The organism is Planctomycetaceae bacterium (assembly GCA_039680605.1).
In the GTDB taxonomy this organism is placed as follows: domain Bacteria; phylum Planctomycetota; class Phycisphaerae; order SM23-33; family SM23-33; genus JAJFUU01.
The window spans coordinates 40,493-55,358 of record JBDKTA010000042.1; the positions used below are offsets into that span (position 1 = coordinate 40,493).

Here is a 14,866-nt window from a genome sequence, read left to right on the forward strand (position 1 = left end):
TAGATTTTTCTATGACGGTCTCGGCGGTAAACCGTCCCAGGCAAAATAGGTCATTTTCCCTATACGTGTAGGCTGATGTTGCTGCGTATTAATATAGTTGCCGAGGCCGTCATTGCCGAGGACTCATTATGGTCGAGTTTGAAGCCATCCTTACCGAAGATCTCGACGGGACATTCGTCGCCCGCTGCCCGTCTCTGCCCACCTGCCGCGGGGCCGGCGAAACGCCCGACGACGCCATTGAGGGTCTACGCATGGCGATTCATGACTACCTCGCGCCAGTCATGAGAATCTGCCCCGAGTTGATGTCCCTCAACGTGAAGGATCGCACCGCCCGGACTTTCATCCCCAGCCGAGTCGCTCTGGCGGGTTGAGCAATTTCCAATGTGCAATTTCCGATTCTCAATTTTCCCTTCCCTCAATTGGAAATTGCAAATTGGAAATTGGGAATTAGAGAGCATCAGCGCTTGCGCCGCCGGCCGACAGGGTTCGCCGCCGCGGGCTTGATCTTTGCGGGGTCCTTCAGCACGGCCAGCACCGCCTGCGGATCGGGACGGTTTCGGAAATCAGGATCGACGGCTGCATATTGCACCACGCCGTCGGCGGCGATGACGTAGACAGCCGTCATGGGCATCTCGCCTGACTTGTCGCCGTTGCATTTGGCCAGGTCCACGCGGCCCTTGAGCATGTCCATCATCTCGTCGTTGAGAGCGTAGAGCAGCCCCCACTTGCGAGCGCCCAGGTTGCCCGGGTCGCTGAGTAGTTCGTAGTCCAGGCCCAGGTGGTCGGCCGTCTTGCGGTTGTATTCGACCGTCTGGGGGCTGACCGCCACGATGGCGGCGCCGGTCTTTTCGACCTCGCTGAGAATCTGCTGCATTGCGGACAGTTGGATGCTGCAGAACCGGCACCATCCGCCGCGGAACCAGACCAGCACCACCGGTCCGTCCTTGAGCAGGGTCTCCAGGGTCAGTTCTTTGCCATTGGTGGCCAGAGCGTCGAAGTCCGGCGCCTTGGCGGCGAGTTTGACAGCCCCGGCCGTCAGCGGCGCCAGGGCCGCTACCTGGGCGTCGGCGGCTTTGGCCTGCTCGGGCGTGGCCAGAGCGGCCCACTTGGCCCGCGCCTCGGCCAGGGCCTGCGCCATGGGCAGGTTCGACCGCTCGGGCGGCACAAAGGCCGTCGCCTCGGCGACCGGGGCGCCCGCGGCGCGCGGCGCGACGGGCGGTGGCGTTGCCGCGGCCGGCGATGCGGGTTGAGACGCCGCCGGCGATGACGGCGCGGGCTTCGTGTCGCGGCAGCCCAGCGGCCCAAGAAGAATCGCCGCCGCCAGCAGAACCGTGCCCCACCGTCCAGCGACATGGTTTGTCCGCATCATGTCAGGCTCCAGAGTTTTAGCCCGCCCTTTTGAACGTAAGTGTAATATATATCGAGTATCATCGTTAGTCCAAAAGGACTAAGGGCCTGGGCTGTGCCCGCGGCCGGGAGTTGTCTATTGTCTTCCATCATCATGTGTGTCTGCCTGTCACTGGCGGCTGGGACAGCCGATTCCGTCACGCTCTCGCACGGGGGGGTGCTGATGGGGCAGGTGCAATCGGTCACGCTCGAGATCGCCTCGCGGCCGCGCCAGATCTCGCGATCGGACATCCGCTCGCTGGCGATGGGCGTGCCGGGCGGCGACAGCACGGTGGTCGTGGGCGAGGAGGAACTCAGCGGAAAACTCCTCCGCATTGAGATCAAGACCGCCACCGCGACGACCACCGTCGAACGCGACATGATCCGCACCGTCGCCCTGGGCGACGTCGGCGGCACACCCTCGCGGGGCGTCGCCAAACGTCCCGCCCAAAAAAACGCCGCCGATCTTCTTCACCCCTTCAGCGACCGGATCACCCTCAAGAGCGAACACGTGCTGCACGCGGTGGTGGCCGCCGTGCAGTTCGACGACAAGACGTTCCTCCGCGGCGACATCGAGTCGCTCACCATCGGCGGGCGCAGCGATACGCTCAGGGCCGCCGGCGGCCAGAGACACCGCGGGCAACTCAAGAGCCTTCGCGTGCGCCTGGCCGTGGGGATCGTCGACCTCGACCGCTCGGAGTTCACCAGCGTGAAGCTGGCCAAGGCCTCAGCGGACAACCCCCCGCCCCCGCCGCAGTCGTCCGAACAGCCCACCGCCGAGCAGGCCAGTGCCCTGGCCGGTAACAGTGCCGCCAAAGACGCCTGCGCCGGAAAGGTCGGCGCCCTCAAGAGCGAGGCCTTGAGCAAGATCGCCGCCAAGTACGGTCAAGCGATGACGCAATTTGACGTCGACATCCGCATGGCCGAAACCGACGCCGCCCGGGCTCAGGAACGCGTCCAGGCCCAGCGGAACACCATCGAGAGCCTTCGCAAGGAGATGGACCGAACCCACTTCAGCCGCCGCGCCTCCTTCGAAAGCCGCATCAGGGAAGCCAATGCCAACATCAGAGCCGCCACCGACGTCTACCGCAAGGCTGCAGAGAAATACAGCAAGACCAAGGCCCAGAAGGAAAAACTCCAGGCCGCCCGAAAAGCTGACGAACAGGCTGTCGTGAGATGGGCCGACGGGTCGCTCACCGCCCTGGCCCAGATGCAAGCCAAGAACGGCTATCTCATCATGGCCGGCGTACCGCTGGATGCCTCCTCGCTCAAGTCCGGATACGAATCGCTGGTGACCGGGCCGCCGGCGATACAGGATGACGGCAAGCCCGACGCCGACGACGGAAAGCGACCCGTCAAGACGGATGCCGCACCTGCAGGCAAGAAATCCTCGAAGTAGTCCACCAGAGCGCCCCGGTGGCATGGCGACACGCGCAGCGGGTCGCCATGGGTGTGCGATGAGCCCGATAGATCAAGCCGCTGAGGTCGCTGAGGACGCTGAGGATGTGAAAAGACAAAACAACTTCTTACCTCTGCGACCTCAGCGACCTCAGCGGCTAATTTTGATCCCAGGATCAACGTCCGTCATCTCGGCGGGGAAAGACGCGTGCTAGGACACGATCTCCAGCAGGCGCTGGATCAATTCGATGTGGCGGTGTTTGTCGTCGCGGATGGATTCCAACTGGCTCTTGACCTGGGCGTCTGCGGTCTGCTCGGCCATGGCGGCGTAGGCGCCGGCGGCCTGCTGTTCCTGCACGAGAAGGTCCTGGAACTGCTCGGTCAACTGCTGATGCTGGAGATCAAGCATTGCCCCGCCCCCCGTCACTGACGTAGCGTCCGACCATCTGTCGGTGGCGTCGCGTGTCGGACTTGATGATTTCCAGGATGGTGTAGACTTCGGCCCGCTCTTCGCTTTCGAGGCATTCGCTATGGGCGATCTCGCGGCTGGTCGAGTCCAGCAGCGACACCAGCGCCGCTTCCTGGCGGTCGAGCCCGAGGCTGTCCACGTCACCCAAGATATCGGAACCATCCATGCGGAAATCTCCGTCGCCTGGCGCGCACGTGAGTTGGTTTTTACACATAGTAATTATCGGCGATTTGCCCGAAAAAGGCAACTGAAAATGCGCCCGGCGCACCGCAAAAAATCCCCGCCGAACCCTTGCGCGATGCGGAAACCGGCGGCGCGGGGAGAGAGTTTTGGCCCTGCAATCGGTGCGGCCGCCAGACGCGCCGCCCGCGGCGCGTCTGGAACGGCCTAACCAATGCCCGGGACTGGATTTGAACCAGCATGGGCAATTAAGCCCACCAGGCCCTCAACCTGGCGCGTCTGCCAATTCCGCCACCCGGGCGTCGACGCTGAACGTACAATAGTATGACCCCAGCGGTCGCGTGTCAAGAGAACCACCGGGCCAGGGCGGGAAAATGCACCCGAGGATCCTCGGGTGCGGATATGATGGTGTGCGGGTATTTTTCTTACGCCCGTTGACTTGTGTTTGGACATATTTATACAATGACTGATCTTTTGACCTTTGAACGATCAGTCCGCGACGTGATCGGAGATATGAATGGCTGCGCCACTTGAAGCGAGCATAAAGAAACTTCTCGACGACGGTAAGAGACGGGGATACATCACCTACGAGGAAATGAACGACGGGCTGCCCGAAGGGGCCGTCTCGCCCGATCGTCTCGATGCGCTGTTGATGACCCTCGACGAGATGGGTATCGAGCTCATCGACGAGGAAGAAGTCGGCTCGCGCGCCGCCCTCGCCCCCGACGCCCCCGAGGAAGACGAAGAGGTCATCGAAAAAGAGGAAGAGCCCCACGAGGAGATCGAGGCCGACACCCGGCGCATCGACGACCCCGTGCGCATGTACCTGACGCAGATGGGCGAGATCCCCCTGCTGACGCGACCGCAGGAAATCGCCCTGGCCCGCAAGATCGAGATGACGCGGATGCACTTCCGCCGACGCGTCCTCCAGAGCGACTACTGCATTCAGCAGGCCGTCGAGATCATCGCCCAGGTCCACACCAGCGATCTGCCCTTCGACCGCACCATGCGCATCTCGACAGCCGAGAACCTCTCCAAAGAGTCCATCATGGACCGCATGCCGGCCAACCTGGCCACCCTGAAGAAGATCATGGCCGCCGACCGGATCGACTGGGACATCTTCTGGAACCCCAAGAGCAGCCAGGCCGCCAAGGCCAAGGCCCAGCGCAAGCTCTGGAAACGCCGCCGCCGCGGCGCCAAGCTGCTGGAAGAACTCTCGCTGAGAACCAGCAAGATCCAGCCGCTGATGAAGAAACTCATGCACATCTCCGACAAGATCACCGAGTTGGAGCGGATGCTGGCGGCCGGGCCCGGCGGCGGCAACACGCAGGAAGACCTCGACGTGATGCGCGAGGAGCACGACGGCCTGGTGGACCTGGTGCTGGAAGAGCCCGAGACCCTGCGCGTGCGGGTCAAGAGCATCCAGCAGGTCTTCAACGACTACGAGCAGGCCAAGCGCGAGCTGTCCGGCGGCAACCTGCGCCTGGTGGTCTCGATCGCCAAGAAGTACCGCAACCGCGGCCTGAGCTTTTTGGACATCATCCAGGAAGGCAACACCGGCCTCATGCGGGCGGTGGACAAGTACGAGTACCGCCGCGGGTACAAGTTCTCGACGTACGCCACGTGGTGGATCCGCCAGGCCATCACCCGCGCCATCGCCGACCATGCCCGCACGATCCGCATCCCCGTACACATGATCGAGACGATGAGCCGCCTGCGCAACATCTCCAAGCGGCTCGTGCAGCAGCTCGGGCGCGAGCCGACGATCGAAGAGATCGCCGAAGAAGCCGGAATGGCCATCGCCGAAGCGCGGCGCGTGCTCAAGATCTCGCGACACCCCATCAGCCTCGACCGACCCGTCGGCGAGAGCGAAGACAGCTACTTCGGCGACTTTATCGAAGACGAGTCAGCCGAGAGCCCCATCGAGACGGCCGGCACGGAGATGCTCAAGGACCGCATCGAGGAAGTGCTCAAGACGCTGACGTACCGCGAGCGCGAGATCATCAAGCTGCGTTACGGCATCGGCGACGGGTACACGTACACCCTCGAGGAAGTCGGACGCATCTTCAAGGTCACCCGCGAGCGCGTGCGCCAGGTCGAAGCCAAGGCCATCCGCAAGCTCCAGCACCCCGTGCGGGCGAGAAAGCTCGAAGGCTTCCTCGACCGCAGCCACATGGGCGGGGATTGAAGCATTGGGAATTTCCAATTTGGAATTTCCAATTTCAAATTGAACAACAAAACAGCGGGCGTTCCTCGGGACGCCCGCTTGTGTTAAATGATGCTATTGAAGAACCGCTTGCGGTGCAGCGTTCGTTCTGAAAGGAAATCCAACATGCGACTGATCATCACACTCGGTCTCGCCTGCATCCTCACTGTCTCTTTCGCCGCAATCGCGCAAGACGCCACCACCAAACCCGCCACCGATCAACCCCCCTTCCCCGCCGCTGCGGCGGGCAAGACCATCAAGATCGCCGTCATCGGCGACGGGGCCGCTCGATTCTGGGAGCCACTGGGCAAGCTGCTGGGCAAGGGTTATGAGATCAAAAGCTTCTGCACCAACGACCACAGCGTCCTGCGCACGCAACTGCGGTCGGTCTGGAAGCGATATGAGTCCGTCAAGGCCCAGGCCTACCAGCCCGACGTCTTCATCCTGATGTTCGAGCACGCCGCCAGCCGCCCCAACACCTGGAACGCCGACAAGGGCCGATTCCCCGGCGACTACAAAGATTTCATCGCCCGCCTGAAGGGCAAGGCCCCCAACGCCCAGGTCTACATCTGCCTGCCCCCGCCGCTCAAACCCGACTGCAACTACGGTGTCAATGCCGAGAAGCTGACAAGCGGGGTCATCCCCGCCATCCGCAAGATGGCCGCCGACCTGAAGCTGCCCCTGATCGACACGTACACCCCGCTAAAAGCCAACCTCGACGCCTACGTCGGCGGTGACGGCGTCTTCCCGACGCCCGAGGGCGCCGCCTTCGCAGCCGCCATCATCTACAAATCCCTAACCGGCAAAGACGCCCCCACGGCCGCCAGCCAACCCGCCCCCGCGCCGCTCAAGTAACGGGCGTCTCCCGGCGAGGAAGGTCAGGGACACGCACAACGGAGTTGTGCGTGGCACCCGAACGGTATTGGGCGCAGTTCGACGCACACTCAGCGCATCATCGCTTGCGGATCTTCACGAGCGTTGGCGACGAGGGCCCGATTTTCTGGTCATGCGCATCGGCGTCCCATACAATGAGCAGCCGACGTAAGAGACGACGATGCTGCCGATTAAAACTGACTACCGGATGCGCAGGCGACCGTGGGTGAACTACGCGCTGATCCTGATCAACGTCGGCGTGTTCCTGGCCGGGTTCCACTTCGAGGGGCATCAGCGAGACTCCTATCGCCTGCTGCTGTATCCCCAGGCCCCGGAGCTGTACCAGTTCTTCACGTCGATCTTCCTCCACGCCGGATGGGGGCACCTGCTGGGCAACATGGTCTTCCTGTGGGTCTTCGGCAATGGCATCAACGACCGCCTGGGGCACCTGGGATACGCGGCGTTCTATATCGCCGGCGGCATCGTGGCCAGCCTGGGCTACCTGGCTCTGAGCGGGCAGGCGCCGGTGCTGGGGGCCTCGGGCGCCATCTCGGCGGTCACCGGGGCGTACCTGGTGCTGCTGCCCAGAACGCACGTGATGGTGCTGCTGGTGTTGCCGCTGATCATCCCCTTTGAAATCTCCAGCCTGTACTTCGTGCTGTTCTACTTTATCGAGAACCTGATCATGACCCTGGGCATGCTCGGGGCTGGCAGCGCCTCGACCGGCGGCGGGGTGGCCTATGCGGCGCACCTGGCCGGGGCGGTGTTCGGGATCGTGATGACGGCAGGGCTCCTGGCGGCGCGCCTGCTGCCGCGCGACGCCTACGACCTGCTGAGCCTGATCCGCCACGGGCGCCAGCGCGGGCGGTATCGCTCCATGGTCGCTGGCGGATACAACCCCTTCAGCCCCCCGGTCTCAGACGCCATCCGGCGACCGGCCGATGTCACCGGCGCACGCACCGAGAGCGGACAGGGCCCCGCCGCCCAGGAACTCGAACTGCGACGCCAGATCTCCCAGGCCTGCCTGAGCGGGCAGATCGAGCAGGCCGCCGCGGGATACCTCAAACTGGTGCAGATCGCCGACGACGCCGTCCTGCCCCAGCAGCAGCAACTCGACGTGGCCAACTGGCTGATGTCTACCAACGCCTACCCCGCAGCCGCCGACGCCTACGAACGCTTCGCCCGCCATCACGCCAGCTATGGCGACATGGGCGACATCTACCTGTTGCTGGGGCTGCTGTATGGCCGATATCTGCAGCAATACGACCGCGCGGAAGACTCGCTCAACCGGGCGGCTGCACTGCTGCGCGACCCCGGAAAAACGGAGATGGCCCGGACCGAACTCGATGCCCTCCGCCGTATGAAACGCCGTTGAGAGCCCCGACCATGCATGTGATTTCACTGCCTCCCGCTCCGATGCCCGAGATGATCATCCCCTGGCAGGGATGGAGCCTGGTGGTCGTCACCGTCGTCGTCGGCGTGTCGTTCCTGATCTGGGGCCTGCGCCTGCACCGGCTGCCTGCCTTGGTCGCCGGCGTGGCCGGCGGGTTCATCCTGGCCCCGCTCATGCAGCAATTGATCGGCTGGAACCCCCTGGCCGTCCAGATCGTCACCGTGGCGGTGGTGGCCGCCCTGGCGGTGCTGGTCACCCGCGTGAGCTGGGCGCTGTTCGCCACGGCGGTGGCTGGCGGAATCGCCTGGATTGTGCTGGCGATCAACCTTGGCGAATATACCGTGAACCCCGCCGAGGGCGACCTGCTCTCCTGGTTCGCCTACGTCTGGACGGGCCTCTTCGACCGCCAGCTCGTCGAGTCCACCTGGGCGACGCACCAGTCCATGCTGATCATCACGGTCGGACCGGCTGCCCTGGTCGCCCTCTTCGCCGGGCTGATCTTCCCGCGCCTGATCATCGCCATCCTCGCCAGCTTCATGGGCGCCGTGATGACGGTCGCAGCGTGCATCCTGGGGCTGTGGCTCATCCGCCCTGAAATGTGGCCCGACAGCATCAACGCCTGGCTGGTGATCGCCGCCGCGGTCGTCGTCGCCACGGTCGCCGGAACCATCTTCCAGTTCGCCCGCGCCGCCCGCGCCTCGGCCGCCGCAGCCGCCGAAAGCTAGTGCTCTGCCGTCTGCCCGCTCTTGTGGCCGGGCGGCAATGCTGCGATAACATAGTCGTCTTTGCCCCATGGAAGGTTCTAACATGAACTGCGACCCGGCAGTGCTGGCGAAACTGGACGAACTGATGGAGGCCATTCGCGGGTTTGACGATCCGCGGCGGGCGGGCGATCAGTGGAAGCAGGTCTTCAAACTTCTGCAGCAGACCGACCTGCCCAAGCCGCGCGTCACGCACGTGGTGGGGATGCGCGACGTGACCGGCGCCGCGGCGCTGATCGATCAGCTCCGAGCGCCCGCCGGCCCCGGCGGCGAAGCGCCCGCGGCTGGCGACGGCGGCGAACCGCCGGACCCCGAGACCTGCCGCCGGGCCATCAAGGCCTTCAAGAAGCGCGTCTCGCTGACGATGCTCGACGAGGAATCGAAGCTCGGCCACAGCCCGCTGACCAAGGGCGTCGACAGCCGCACGTCGCACGCGATCGCCCCGCCGACGGAGTTTCCCGCCGAGGTCTGGCGGGAGCTCGTGCGGCAGGGAAGGCTCAAGTACATCGGGCACGGGCTCTACGAGCTGGTGAAAGAGGATCATGACTGAGCGACACGACCTATCACGCCTGCCGGTGGTGCGGCTGAAATACGCTGAATACGGCCCCTTCCTCTTCCGCAATATGGTCGGCTTCGTCGACAACCGCACCAAGGACGGCGACCTGGTGGCCGTCATGGACAAGAACGGAAAGCCCTTCGGCTTTGGGTTCTACAACTCGCGTTCGCAGATCGCCCTGCGGATGGTGAGTTTCGGCCCCGAGGGCGTCGACGAGTCGGTCGTGCCGCGGCGGATTTCGCGGGCGGTGGCGCTGCGGCGCGAGCTGCTGGGCCTGGATGAAACGACCGACGCCTATCGCCTGGTGCATTCCGAGGGCGACGGCCTGAGCGGCCTGGTGGCTGACCGGTTCGGCAAGTACGTCGCGATCGAGTTGTTCAGCAAGGCGATGTTCCGCCGCCTGGAGCCGATCCAGGCCGCCATCGCCGCGGCGTGCCCGGGCGTCGAGGAGTTCGTCGTCCGCGCCGACGACGAGATCTGCCGCCTGGAAGGCTTCCGCCTGCCGCCGCCGGCCGAAGGGCGCGTCACGACGATCACCGAAAACGGCGTCAAGTTCGAGGTGGATCTTTCCGGCGGGCACAAGACCGGATTCTTCTGCGACCAGCGCGACAACCGCCTGGCGCTGACCGACTTCACCGCCGGCAAGAGCGTGCTGGACTGCTGCTGCTACAGTGCGGGGTTCTCATGCTACGCCGCAGGCGTCGGCAAAGCCGCCAGCGTGACCGCTGTCGATATCGACGAGGGCGCTCTTGCGACAGCGAAGCGTAACATGAAGCACAACCGCCTGAAGTTCGACCTCAAGCAGTCCGACGCCTTCGAGTTCCTGCGCCTGGCGCAGCGCGACAAGCGACAGTGGGACGTGGTGGTGCTCGACCCGTCCAAGTTCGTGCCCTCGCGCGAGGAGATGGAACGCGGCCTGCGGAAATACCGCGACCTGAACTCGCTGGCGGCCGGCGTCGTCGCACCCGGCGGGGTGCTGCTGACGTGTTCGTGCAGCGGGCTGGTGGGCCTCGATCAATTCATCGAGGTCGTCGCCCGGGCCTCGCACATGGCCCGGCGCGGCGTGCAGATCTTCCGGAGCAGCGGCGCGGGGGCAGATCACCCGGTGATGGCCGACGCTCCGCAGAGTTCGTACCTCAAGGCCATCTGGGCGCGGGTGGAATGATTCTGATTTCGGATTTGCGATTGCGGATTTCGGATTAGGAATATCGAATTGTTCTTTAATCCGCAATCCGAAATCCCCAATCCGCAATCCCCACTATGCATCCTGCGTCGTGCGGATGATGATGTCGTCTTGTTGCGTGCGGTCGAGGGACGTGAACTTCGCGCAGAACCCGCCCACGCGAACCACCAGGTTTTCATGTGCGGTGGGGTCCTGCTGGGCGGCCAGCAGCGTCTCGCGCCCGACGACGTTGACTTGGAGTTGCTGCCCGCCCAGGCGGAAGTACGTGGCGAACAAGTCGGCGACCTTACGATAGCCTTCCTCGCCGCGGCCATGGTCGAAGATCGACGGGCTGAGCTTGACGTTGAGGCACATCGCGCTGGTCCCAAGATTCTGCGGCAGACGTGCCACCGATCGCAGCAGCGAGGTGGGCCCCGACACATCGGCGCCCTGTGCCGCCCCGATCGAGTCGGCCACAGGCTTGCCCGTGTGGCGTCCGTCGGCTGTCGCGCCCAGACCCTGCCCATACCCGATGGCGCGGTTGAAGACGATCACGCCGCCGCTGTACGACCCGCCACGCCACGTGCCGATGCGCCGCAGGCAGCGGAAGTAGCACTCCAGCGCCCAGGCGGCGCAGGCGTCTACGCTCTCGATGTCGTTGCCGAACTTGCCCACGCGACGGGCGGCTTCCTGTCGCAGCGGCTCGTGGTCGGACCAGTCGCGATCCAGCACGGCGACCAGTTCCGCCAGCGTCAGGTGCCGCCGCTTGAAGACCAGTTCATCGATGGCGGCCAGTGAATCGCCCGTGTTGGCGATGCCCTGGGTGAGGAACTGTCCGTGATTGTAGAGCGGCCCGCCGCGTTTGATGTCGCGCCCCCGCTCGATGCACGGCTCGATGAACAGCGAGCGGAAGAGGTGCGGGCCGGTCCGCGCGTGCGTCTGCTGAAAGAGGTTGGCGTGGCGCGTGAGGATTCCCGTCACATGCTCGATCTGCCGCGCGAGCTGGGTCTGGAGAGTCGCCATGTCCGCGATCTGGTCGGCCGGCAGCGTTTCGGCGCCGACGAGTTTGCCCGTGACGGCGCTGCGCCCGGCGTGCAGGGCAAGCTCCAGGCATTTGGCCAGGTTCAACTCGCCGTCTTCGAGGCCCATGTGGCTCAGGCCCTGGATGTCGACCTGCGCGCAGCCGTTCATGGCGTAGTTGCGGGCGTGTTCGAGCGGGATGCCCAACTCGCACAGCGCCGGCACGAGCACCTCGTCGTTATAAAGAGCCGGCATGCCCGAGCCGCCGGCGATGACCTTCACGCAGCGCGCCATCAGCGCCGGATCGCTGCCGGAGAACAACCGCACCGAAAGGTTCGGCGCCTCGCGGCCGTGCTGGGCCTGAAGGTCCAGAAAGAGGTACGTCAACTCGTTGGCCGCGTCGCGCCCGTCGGGAGTCTGGCCGCCCAGGCACACGTTCCAGCTTCGGCAGGCGATGAACTTCTTCCACAGCGCGTCGAGGATCGGCCACGCCAGCCGCTGCCGCACGGCGGGGCTGTCAGCCAGCCTCATGTAATACGGATGCAGGAACTGGTCGATGCGACCGGGCGAGTCCGTGCCGTCGAGGGCATGGATCATCCAGAACAGTTGGACCGCCTCGAAAAAGTCGCGAGGCCGCTCGCTGCTGATGTGGCGGCAGGCGTCGGCGATGCGCTGCAGACCGAGCTTCTCCGCGGCTGCGGCGTGATGGGCGATATACGCCGAGATGCCGTCGCATATGTGAAGCAGCGCCGCATACCAGTCGGCGCTGACGGCCGCGGCGCGCGAGGCGTGGGCGGCGATCCAGGCCTTGAGGCCGCTGATCCCGTCGCGCAGGACGCGGTCGTAGCCGAGAATCGCGTGCCCGCCCCAGACGCCGCCCCAGCCCAGCGACGGCTCGGAGAGCGTCTGCAGCTCTGCGGGGGTGAACTGCTCCAGGCGAACCTGGTTGAACACGGCCCCGGTGGTGCGCGGGTTCCATAGCGCGATGGTCTCGCGGGCCTCGTTCTCCCACTCGCTGCCACGCAATTCCTGAGGCACTTCCCACGCGCAGCCCAACCCGCCTATGCTCAGCGACACCAGTGACCGTGAGTGCGGCATGGCCGCCAGCACATCGTCGCCGGCGACGATCGGCTGGCGCGCGGCAAACTCGGCGCCCAGCGCGCGGCCGAGGGCTTCATCGGGCCCAGCGCAGTCGAGCAGCGCGCGTGCGTGCTCTCGCGAGAAGGCAAAGTATTCCAGAGGATTGATGCTCATGGGTCCTTTTCCAGTCCGCCGCCGGATGCGGTGGCACATTATACCCGACGTTGCGTTGGTTGTCGGCAGGAGGGTGTGTATTATGAGCCCCATGACCAGCGTCATTATCAATCCGCGGCGACGAATCGGCCGGGTGCATCCGCACATTTTCGGCAGCTTCATCGAGAACCTCAACACGTGCATCTACGGCGGCGTGTACGACCCGTCGAGCCCGGCGGCAGACGCCGACGGGTTCCGCACCGACGTGATCGCGGCGGCGCGGGCCATGGGCATCTCGATCGTGCGGTTTCCCGGCGGGTGCTTCGCGCCGTTTTACCACTGGAAAGACGGCGTGGGGCCGCGGGCTCAGCGGCCAAGGACGCTTTACCGCAAAGAGGAATGGCCGGCCAATAACGAGTTCGGCACGGATGAGTTCGTCCTGTGGTGCCGCAAGGTCGGCGCCGAACCGTTCATCTGCGTCAACATGGGCTCGGGCACGCCCGAGGAGGCCCGCGACTGGGTCGAGTACTGCAACGTGCCATCGGGCAGCCGCTGGGCGGACCTGCGCCGCGCCAACGGGCATGACCAGCCGCACAACGTCAAGTACTGGGCCCTGGGCAACGAAATCAGCGGCAACTGGGAGTTTGGCCACGCCGAGACCCCCGAGGATTACATCCGCCGCACCCGCGAGTATTGCCGGGCGATCAAGCACATCGACCCGTCGGTCAAGCTCGTGCTGGCTGGGTCGCACTTCCCGCTGAACCACGCCCACGCCGACTGGAACCGCAAGGTCGTCGAGGAGCTCTGGGGCATGGGCGACTACATCAGCATGCACCACTACATCGGGCTGATGGGACGCAGCGGCTTCGGGGCTGGGCCGAGCTGGAAGGACCTGGGCCCGGTCAAGACGCACCTGCGCCTGAGCGAGTACATGATGGAGGTCGAGGAAGCCTTTGGTGTCATGCGGTCGGCCATCCGCCTGGTGCAGCACCGCAAGGGCTCCCTCGAGCGGCAATTTGGCGCGGCGCTGACGGAGTACAACCCTTGGTACCGCTGCTGGGGCGGCGATCCGGCGGCCGCGCTGGCCAAGCCGTACACCCTCTCCGACGCCCTGCTGGTAGCGGCGTACTTCAACGCGTTCATCCGCAATGCCGACGTGGCCACGCTGGCCAACATGGCACAACTCGTCAACGTGCTGCCTGCCCTGATGGCCAGGCCCGGCACGGCCGACTTCTTCCGCCAGACCATCTCGTACGCGCAGGAGATGTTCCTGCCCAACCGCGGCCGCTGGTCCGTCGACGCCTGGGCCGACGCACCGACGTACAAGGGCGAGTTCTTCCCGGAAGTGCCTTATCTCGATGTGTCCGCCAGCGTCAGCGAAGACGGCAAGACGCTCGTGCTCAACGTCGCCAATCGCGACGTGACCAACGCTCACGAACTGACAACCGACGTGCTTGGCTGTCGTATCGGCCCGATGCGCGGGCGGCTGTTGACGCACTGCGACATCGACGCCCAGAACAGTTTTGAGAATCCGACGGCCGTTGTGCCCCAGCCGTTCGACATCGCCCCGGGCGGCAAGATTGGTCTGCCTCCCACCTCGCTGGTTGTGCTGGAAGGCGACTTGTCGTAAGTGGGCAATCAAAATTCCCAGGAGATGTCTTCAGCGACGACGCGAGCCGGATTGCCGGCCGCAACGGTGCGGGCAGGGACATCCTTCGTGACAACGGCGCCGGCGCCGATGACCGCCCCGTCTCCGATGGTGACGCCTTTGAGGATCTTGGCATGGGCTCCGATCCACACATGCGCGCCGATCTTTATCGGAAGGCTGCGAGGCCTGCCTGTAATGCCATGAATATCCGAGTCGGTTATCTGTACAAGCCACGAGATAGCACAATTTGGGCCGATCGCGACGTGAGTGGAACAAAGTATCATCGTTCCTGGATTCAAGAAAGTATTATCACCGATAGTCAACTCGCCGCCACAGTGAATGATTAAGCCCTTGCTCAACCGCACATTTTCTCCAAACCGGCACTGAGCCGTCTTTCCCAGTTTAAGTTCCACGGCCGGATTTCCTGCAAGCCCCAAGTGGTTGCTGAACAAGCCTAACCCAACTTCCGCAGTTGGCGACGTAAGTGCTTTATTATCAAGGGCAGCGCCCTGAAAGTCTTCACTACATCGCTACGAAGCAGTCAGCGGCGGGGGCATGATCTTCATCCTCGACGGCAGGTT

14 protein-coding genes and 1 tRNA gene are annotated in these 14,866 nt (G+C 64.4%); 9 read left to right on the top strand and 6 right to left on the bottom strand.

All coding sequences use genetic code 11. The features are described 5' to 3' along the window. Positions 1-128: 128 nt before the first annotated feature. Positions 129-371 (top strand): type II toxin-antitoxin system HicB family antitoxin, encoded by a 243-nt coding sequence (locus tag ABFD92_12200; GenBank protein ID MEN6505298.1) that lies wholly within the window; start codon positions 129-131, stop codon positions 369-371. Between the two features lie 86 nt (positions 372-457). Here ABFD92_12200 and ABFD92_12205 read toward each other — a convergent pair whose 3' ends face one another. Then, entirely contained in the window at positions 458-1,369 is a 912-nt protein-coding gene (locus ABFD92_12205; GenBank protein MEN6505299.1) for a peroxiredoxin-like family protein, read from the bottom strand. Between the two features lie 117 nt (positions 1,370-1,486). On the opposite strand from ABFD92_12205, the gene ABFD92_12210 reads away from it, so the two are divergent. After that, positions 1,487-2,785 carry a hypothetical protein gene (locus ABFD92_12210; protein MEN6505300.1) on the top strand — a complete coding sequence of 433 codons (1,299 nt, stop codon included), beginning with the start codon at positions 1,487-1,489 and terminating at the stop codon, positions 2,783-2,785. Between the two features lie 210 nt (positions 2,786-2,995). Here the strand turns inward: ABFD92_12210 and ABFD92_12215 are convergent, their stop codons facing one another. From ABFD92_12215 to ABFD92_12225, 3 genes are all read right to left on the bottom strand, one after another. Then, complete coding sequence (locus tag ABFD92_12215) at positions 2,996-3,193, bottom strand: hypothetical protein (GenBank protein MEN6505301.1); 198 nt, start codon at positions 3,191-3,193, stop codon at positions 2,996-2,998. Beyond that, the gene (locus ABFD92_12220) at positions 3,186-3,419 is read right to left on the bottom strand and encodes a hypothetical protein (GenBank protein ID MEN6505302.1); all 234 of its coding nucleotides are present in this window, start codon (positions 3,417-3,419) and stop codon (positions 3,186-3,188) included. The genes ABFD92_12215 and ABFD92_12220 overlap by 8 nt, the downstream gene beginning before the upstream one ends. 229 nt (positions 3,420-3,648) lie before the next feature. After that, a tRNA-Leu gene (locus ABFD92_12225) sits at positions 3,649-3,734 on the bottom strand. Between the two features lie 216 nt (positions 3,735-3,950). On the opposite strand from ABFD92_12225, the gene rpoD reads away from it, so the two are divergent. From rpoD to ABFD92_12255, 6 genes are all read left to right on the top strand, one after another. Further along, entirely contained in the window at positions 3,951-5,621 is a 1,671-nt protein-coding gene (rpoD, locus tag ABFD92_12230) for an RNA polymerase sigma factor RpoD (protein ID MEN6505303.1), read from the top strand. Positions 5,622-5,765: 144 nt separating this feature from the next. Then, the gene (locus ABFD92_12235) at positions 5,766-6,494 is read left to right on the top strand and encodes a GDSL-type esterase/lipase family protein (protein ID MEN6505304.1); all 729 of its coding nucleotides are present in this window, start codon (positions 5,766-5,768) and stop codon (positions 6,492-6,494) included. A 199-nt stretch (positions 6,495-6,693) separates the two neighbouring features. Beyond that, positions 6,694-7,887 carry a rhomboid family intramembrane serine protease gene (locus ABFD92_12240; GenBank protein MEN6505305.1) on the top strand — a complete coding sequence of 398 codons (1,194 nt, stop codon included), beginning with the start codon at positions 6,694-6,696 and terminating at the stop codon, positions 7,885-7,887. Between the two features lie 11 nt (positions 7,888-7,898). Next, positions 7,899-8,630 (top strand): hypothetical protein, encoded by a 732-nt coding sequence (locus tag ABFD92_12245; GenBank protein ID MEN6505306.1) that lies wholly within the window; start codon positions 7,899-7,901, stop codon positions 8,628-8,630. Positions 8,631-8,712: 82 nt separating this feature from the next. After that, positions 8,713-9,216, top strand: a complete 504-nt coding sequence (locus ABFD92_12250; GenBank protein ID MEN6505307.1) for a hypothetical protein — start codon at positions 8,713-8,715, stop codon at positions 9,214-9,216. Then, positions 9,209-10,387, top strand: coding sequence for a class I SAM-dependent rRNA methyltransferase (locus ABFD92_12255; GenBank protein ID MEN6505308.1), 1,179 nt, complete (start codon positions 9,209-9,211; stop codon positions 10,385-10,387). Before ABFD92_12250 ends, ABFD92_12255 begins: the two co-directional genes overlap by 8 nt. A gap of 93 nt (positions 10,388-10,480) precedes the next feature. On the opposite strand, the gene ABFD92_12260 is transcribed toward ABFD92_12255, so the two are convergent. Then, a complete protein-coding gene (locus ABFD92_12260; protein ID MEN6505309.1) occupies positions 10,481-12,658 on the bottom strand; it encodes a pyruvate formate lyase family protein in 2,178 nt (725 codons plus the stop codon). A gap of 91 nt (positions 12,659-12,749) precedes the next feature. Between ABFD92_12260 and ABFD92_12265 the strand changes: the two genes are divergently transcribed. Then, the gene (locus tag ABFD92_12265) at positions 12,750-14,267 is read left to right on the top strand and encodes an alpha-L-arabinofuranosidase C-terminal domain-containing protein (GenBank protein MEN6505310.1); all 1,518 of its coding nucleotides are present in this window, start codon (positions 12,750-12,752) and stop codon (positions 14,265-14,267) included. Between the two features lie 8 nt (positions 14,268-14,275). On the opposite strand, the gene ABFD92_12270 is transcribed toward ABFD92_12265, so the two are convergent. Next, on the bottom strand, positions 14,276-14,698 hold the full coding sequence (locus ABFD92_12270; protein ID MEN6505311.1) for an acyltransferase: 423 nt from the start codon (positions 14,696-14,698) through the stop codon (positions 14,276-14,278). Between the last annotated feature and the right edge of the window lie 168 nt (positions 14,699-14,866).

Coding starts and splice junctions, on each gene's coding strand:
- ABFD92_12200 (MEN6505298.1), top strand. CDS start 129: ATGGTCGAGTTTGAAGCCATCCTTACCGAAGATCTCGACGGGACATTC.
- ABFD92_12205 (MEN6505299.1), bottom strand. CDS start 1,369: ATGATGCGGACAAACCATGTCGCTGGACGGTGGGGCACGGTTCTGCTG.
- ABFD92_12215 (MEN6505301.1), bottom strand. CDS start 3,193: ATGCTTGATCTCCAGCATCAGCAGTTGACCGAGCAGTTCCAGGACCTT.
- ABFD92_12220 (MEN6505302.1), bottom strand. CDS start 3,419: ATGGATGGTTCCGATATCTTGGGTGACGTGGACAGCCTCGGGCTCGAC.
- rpoD (MEN6505303.1), top strand. CDS start 3,951: ATGGCTGCGCCACTTGAAGCGAGCATAAAGAAACTTCTCGACGACGGT.
- ABFD92_12235 (MEN6505304.1), top strand. CDS start 5,766: ATGCGACTGATCATCACACTCGGTCTCGCCTGCATCCTCACTGTCTCT.
- ABFD92_12240 (MEN6505305.1), top strand. CDS start 6,694: ATGCTGCCGATTAAAACTGACTACCGGATGCGCAGGCGACCGTGGGTG.
- ABFD92_12245 (MEN6505306.1), top strand. CDS start 7,899: ATGCATGTGATTTCACTGCCTCCCGCTCCGATGCCCGAGATGATCATC.
- ABFD92_12250 (MEN6505307.1), top strand. CDS start 8,713: ATGAACTGCGACCCGGCAGTGCTGGCGAAACTGGACGAACTGATGGAG.
- ABFD92_12255 (MEN6505308.1), top strand. CDS start 9,209: ATGACTGAGCGACACGACCTATCACGCCTGCCGGTGGTGCGGCTGAAA.
- ABFD92_12260 (MEN6505309.1), bottom strand. CDS start 12,658: ATGAGCATCAATCCTCTGGAATACTTTGCCTTCTCGCGAGAGCACGCA.
- ABFD92_12265 (MEN6505310.1), top strand. CDS start 12,750: ATGACCAGCGTCATTATCAATCCGCGGCGACGAATCGGCCGGGTGCAT.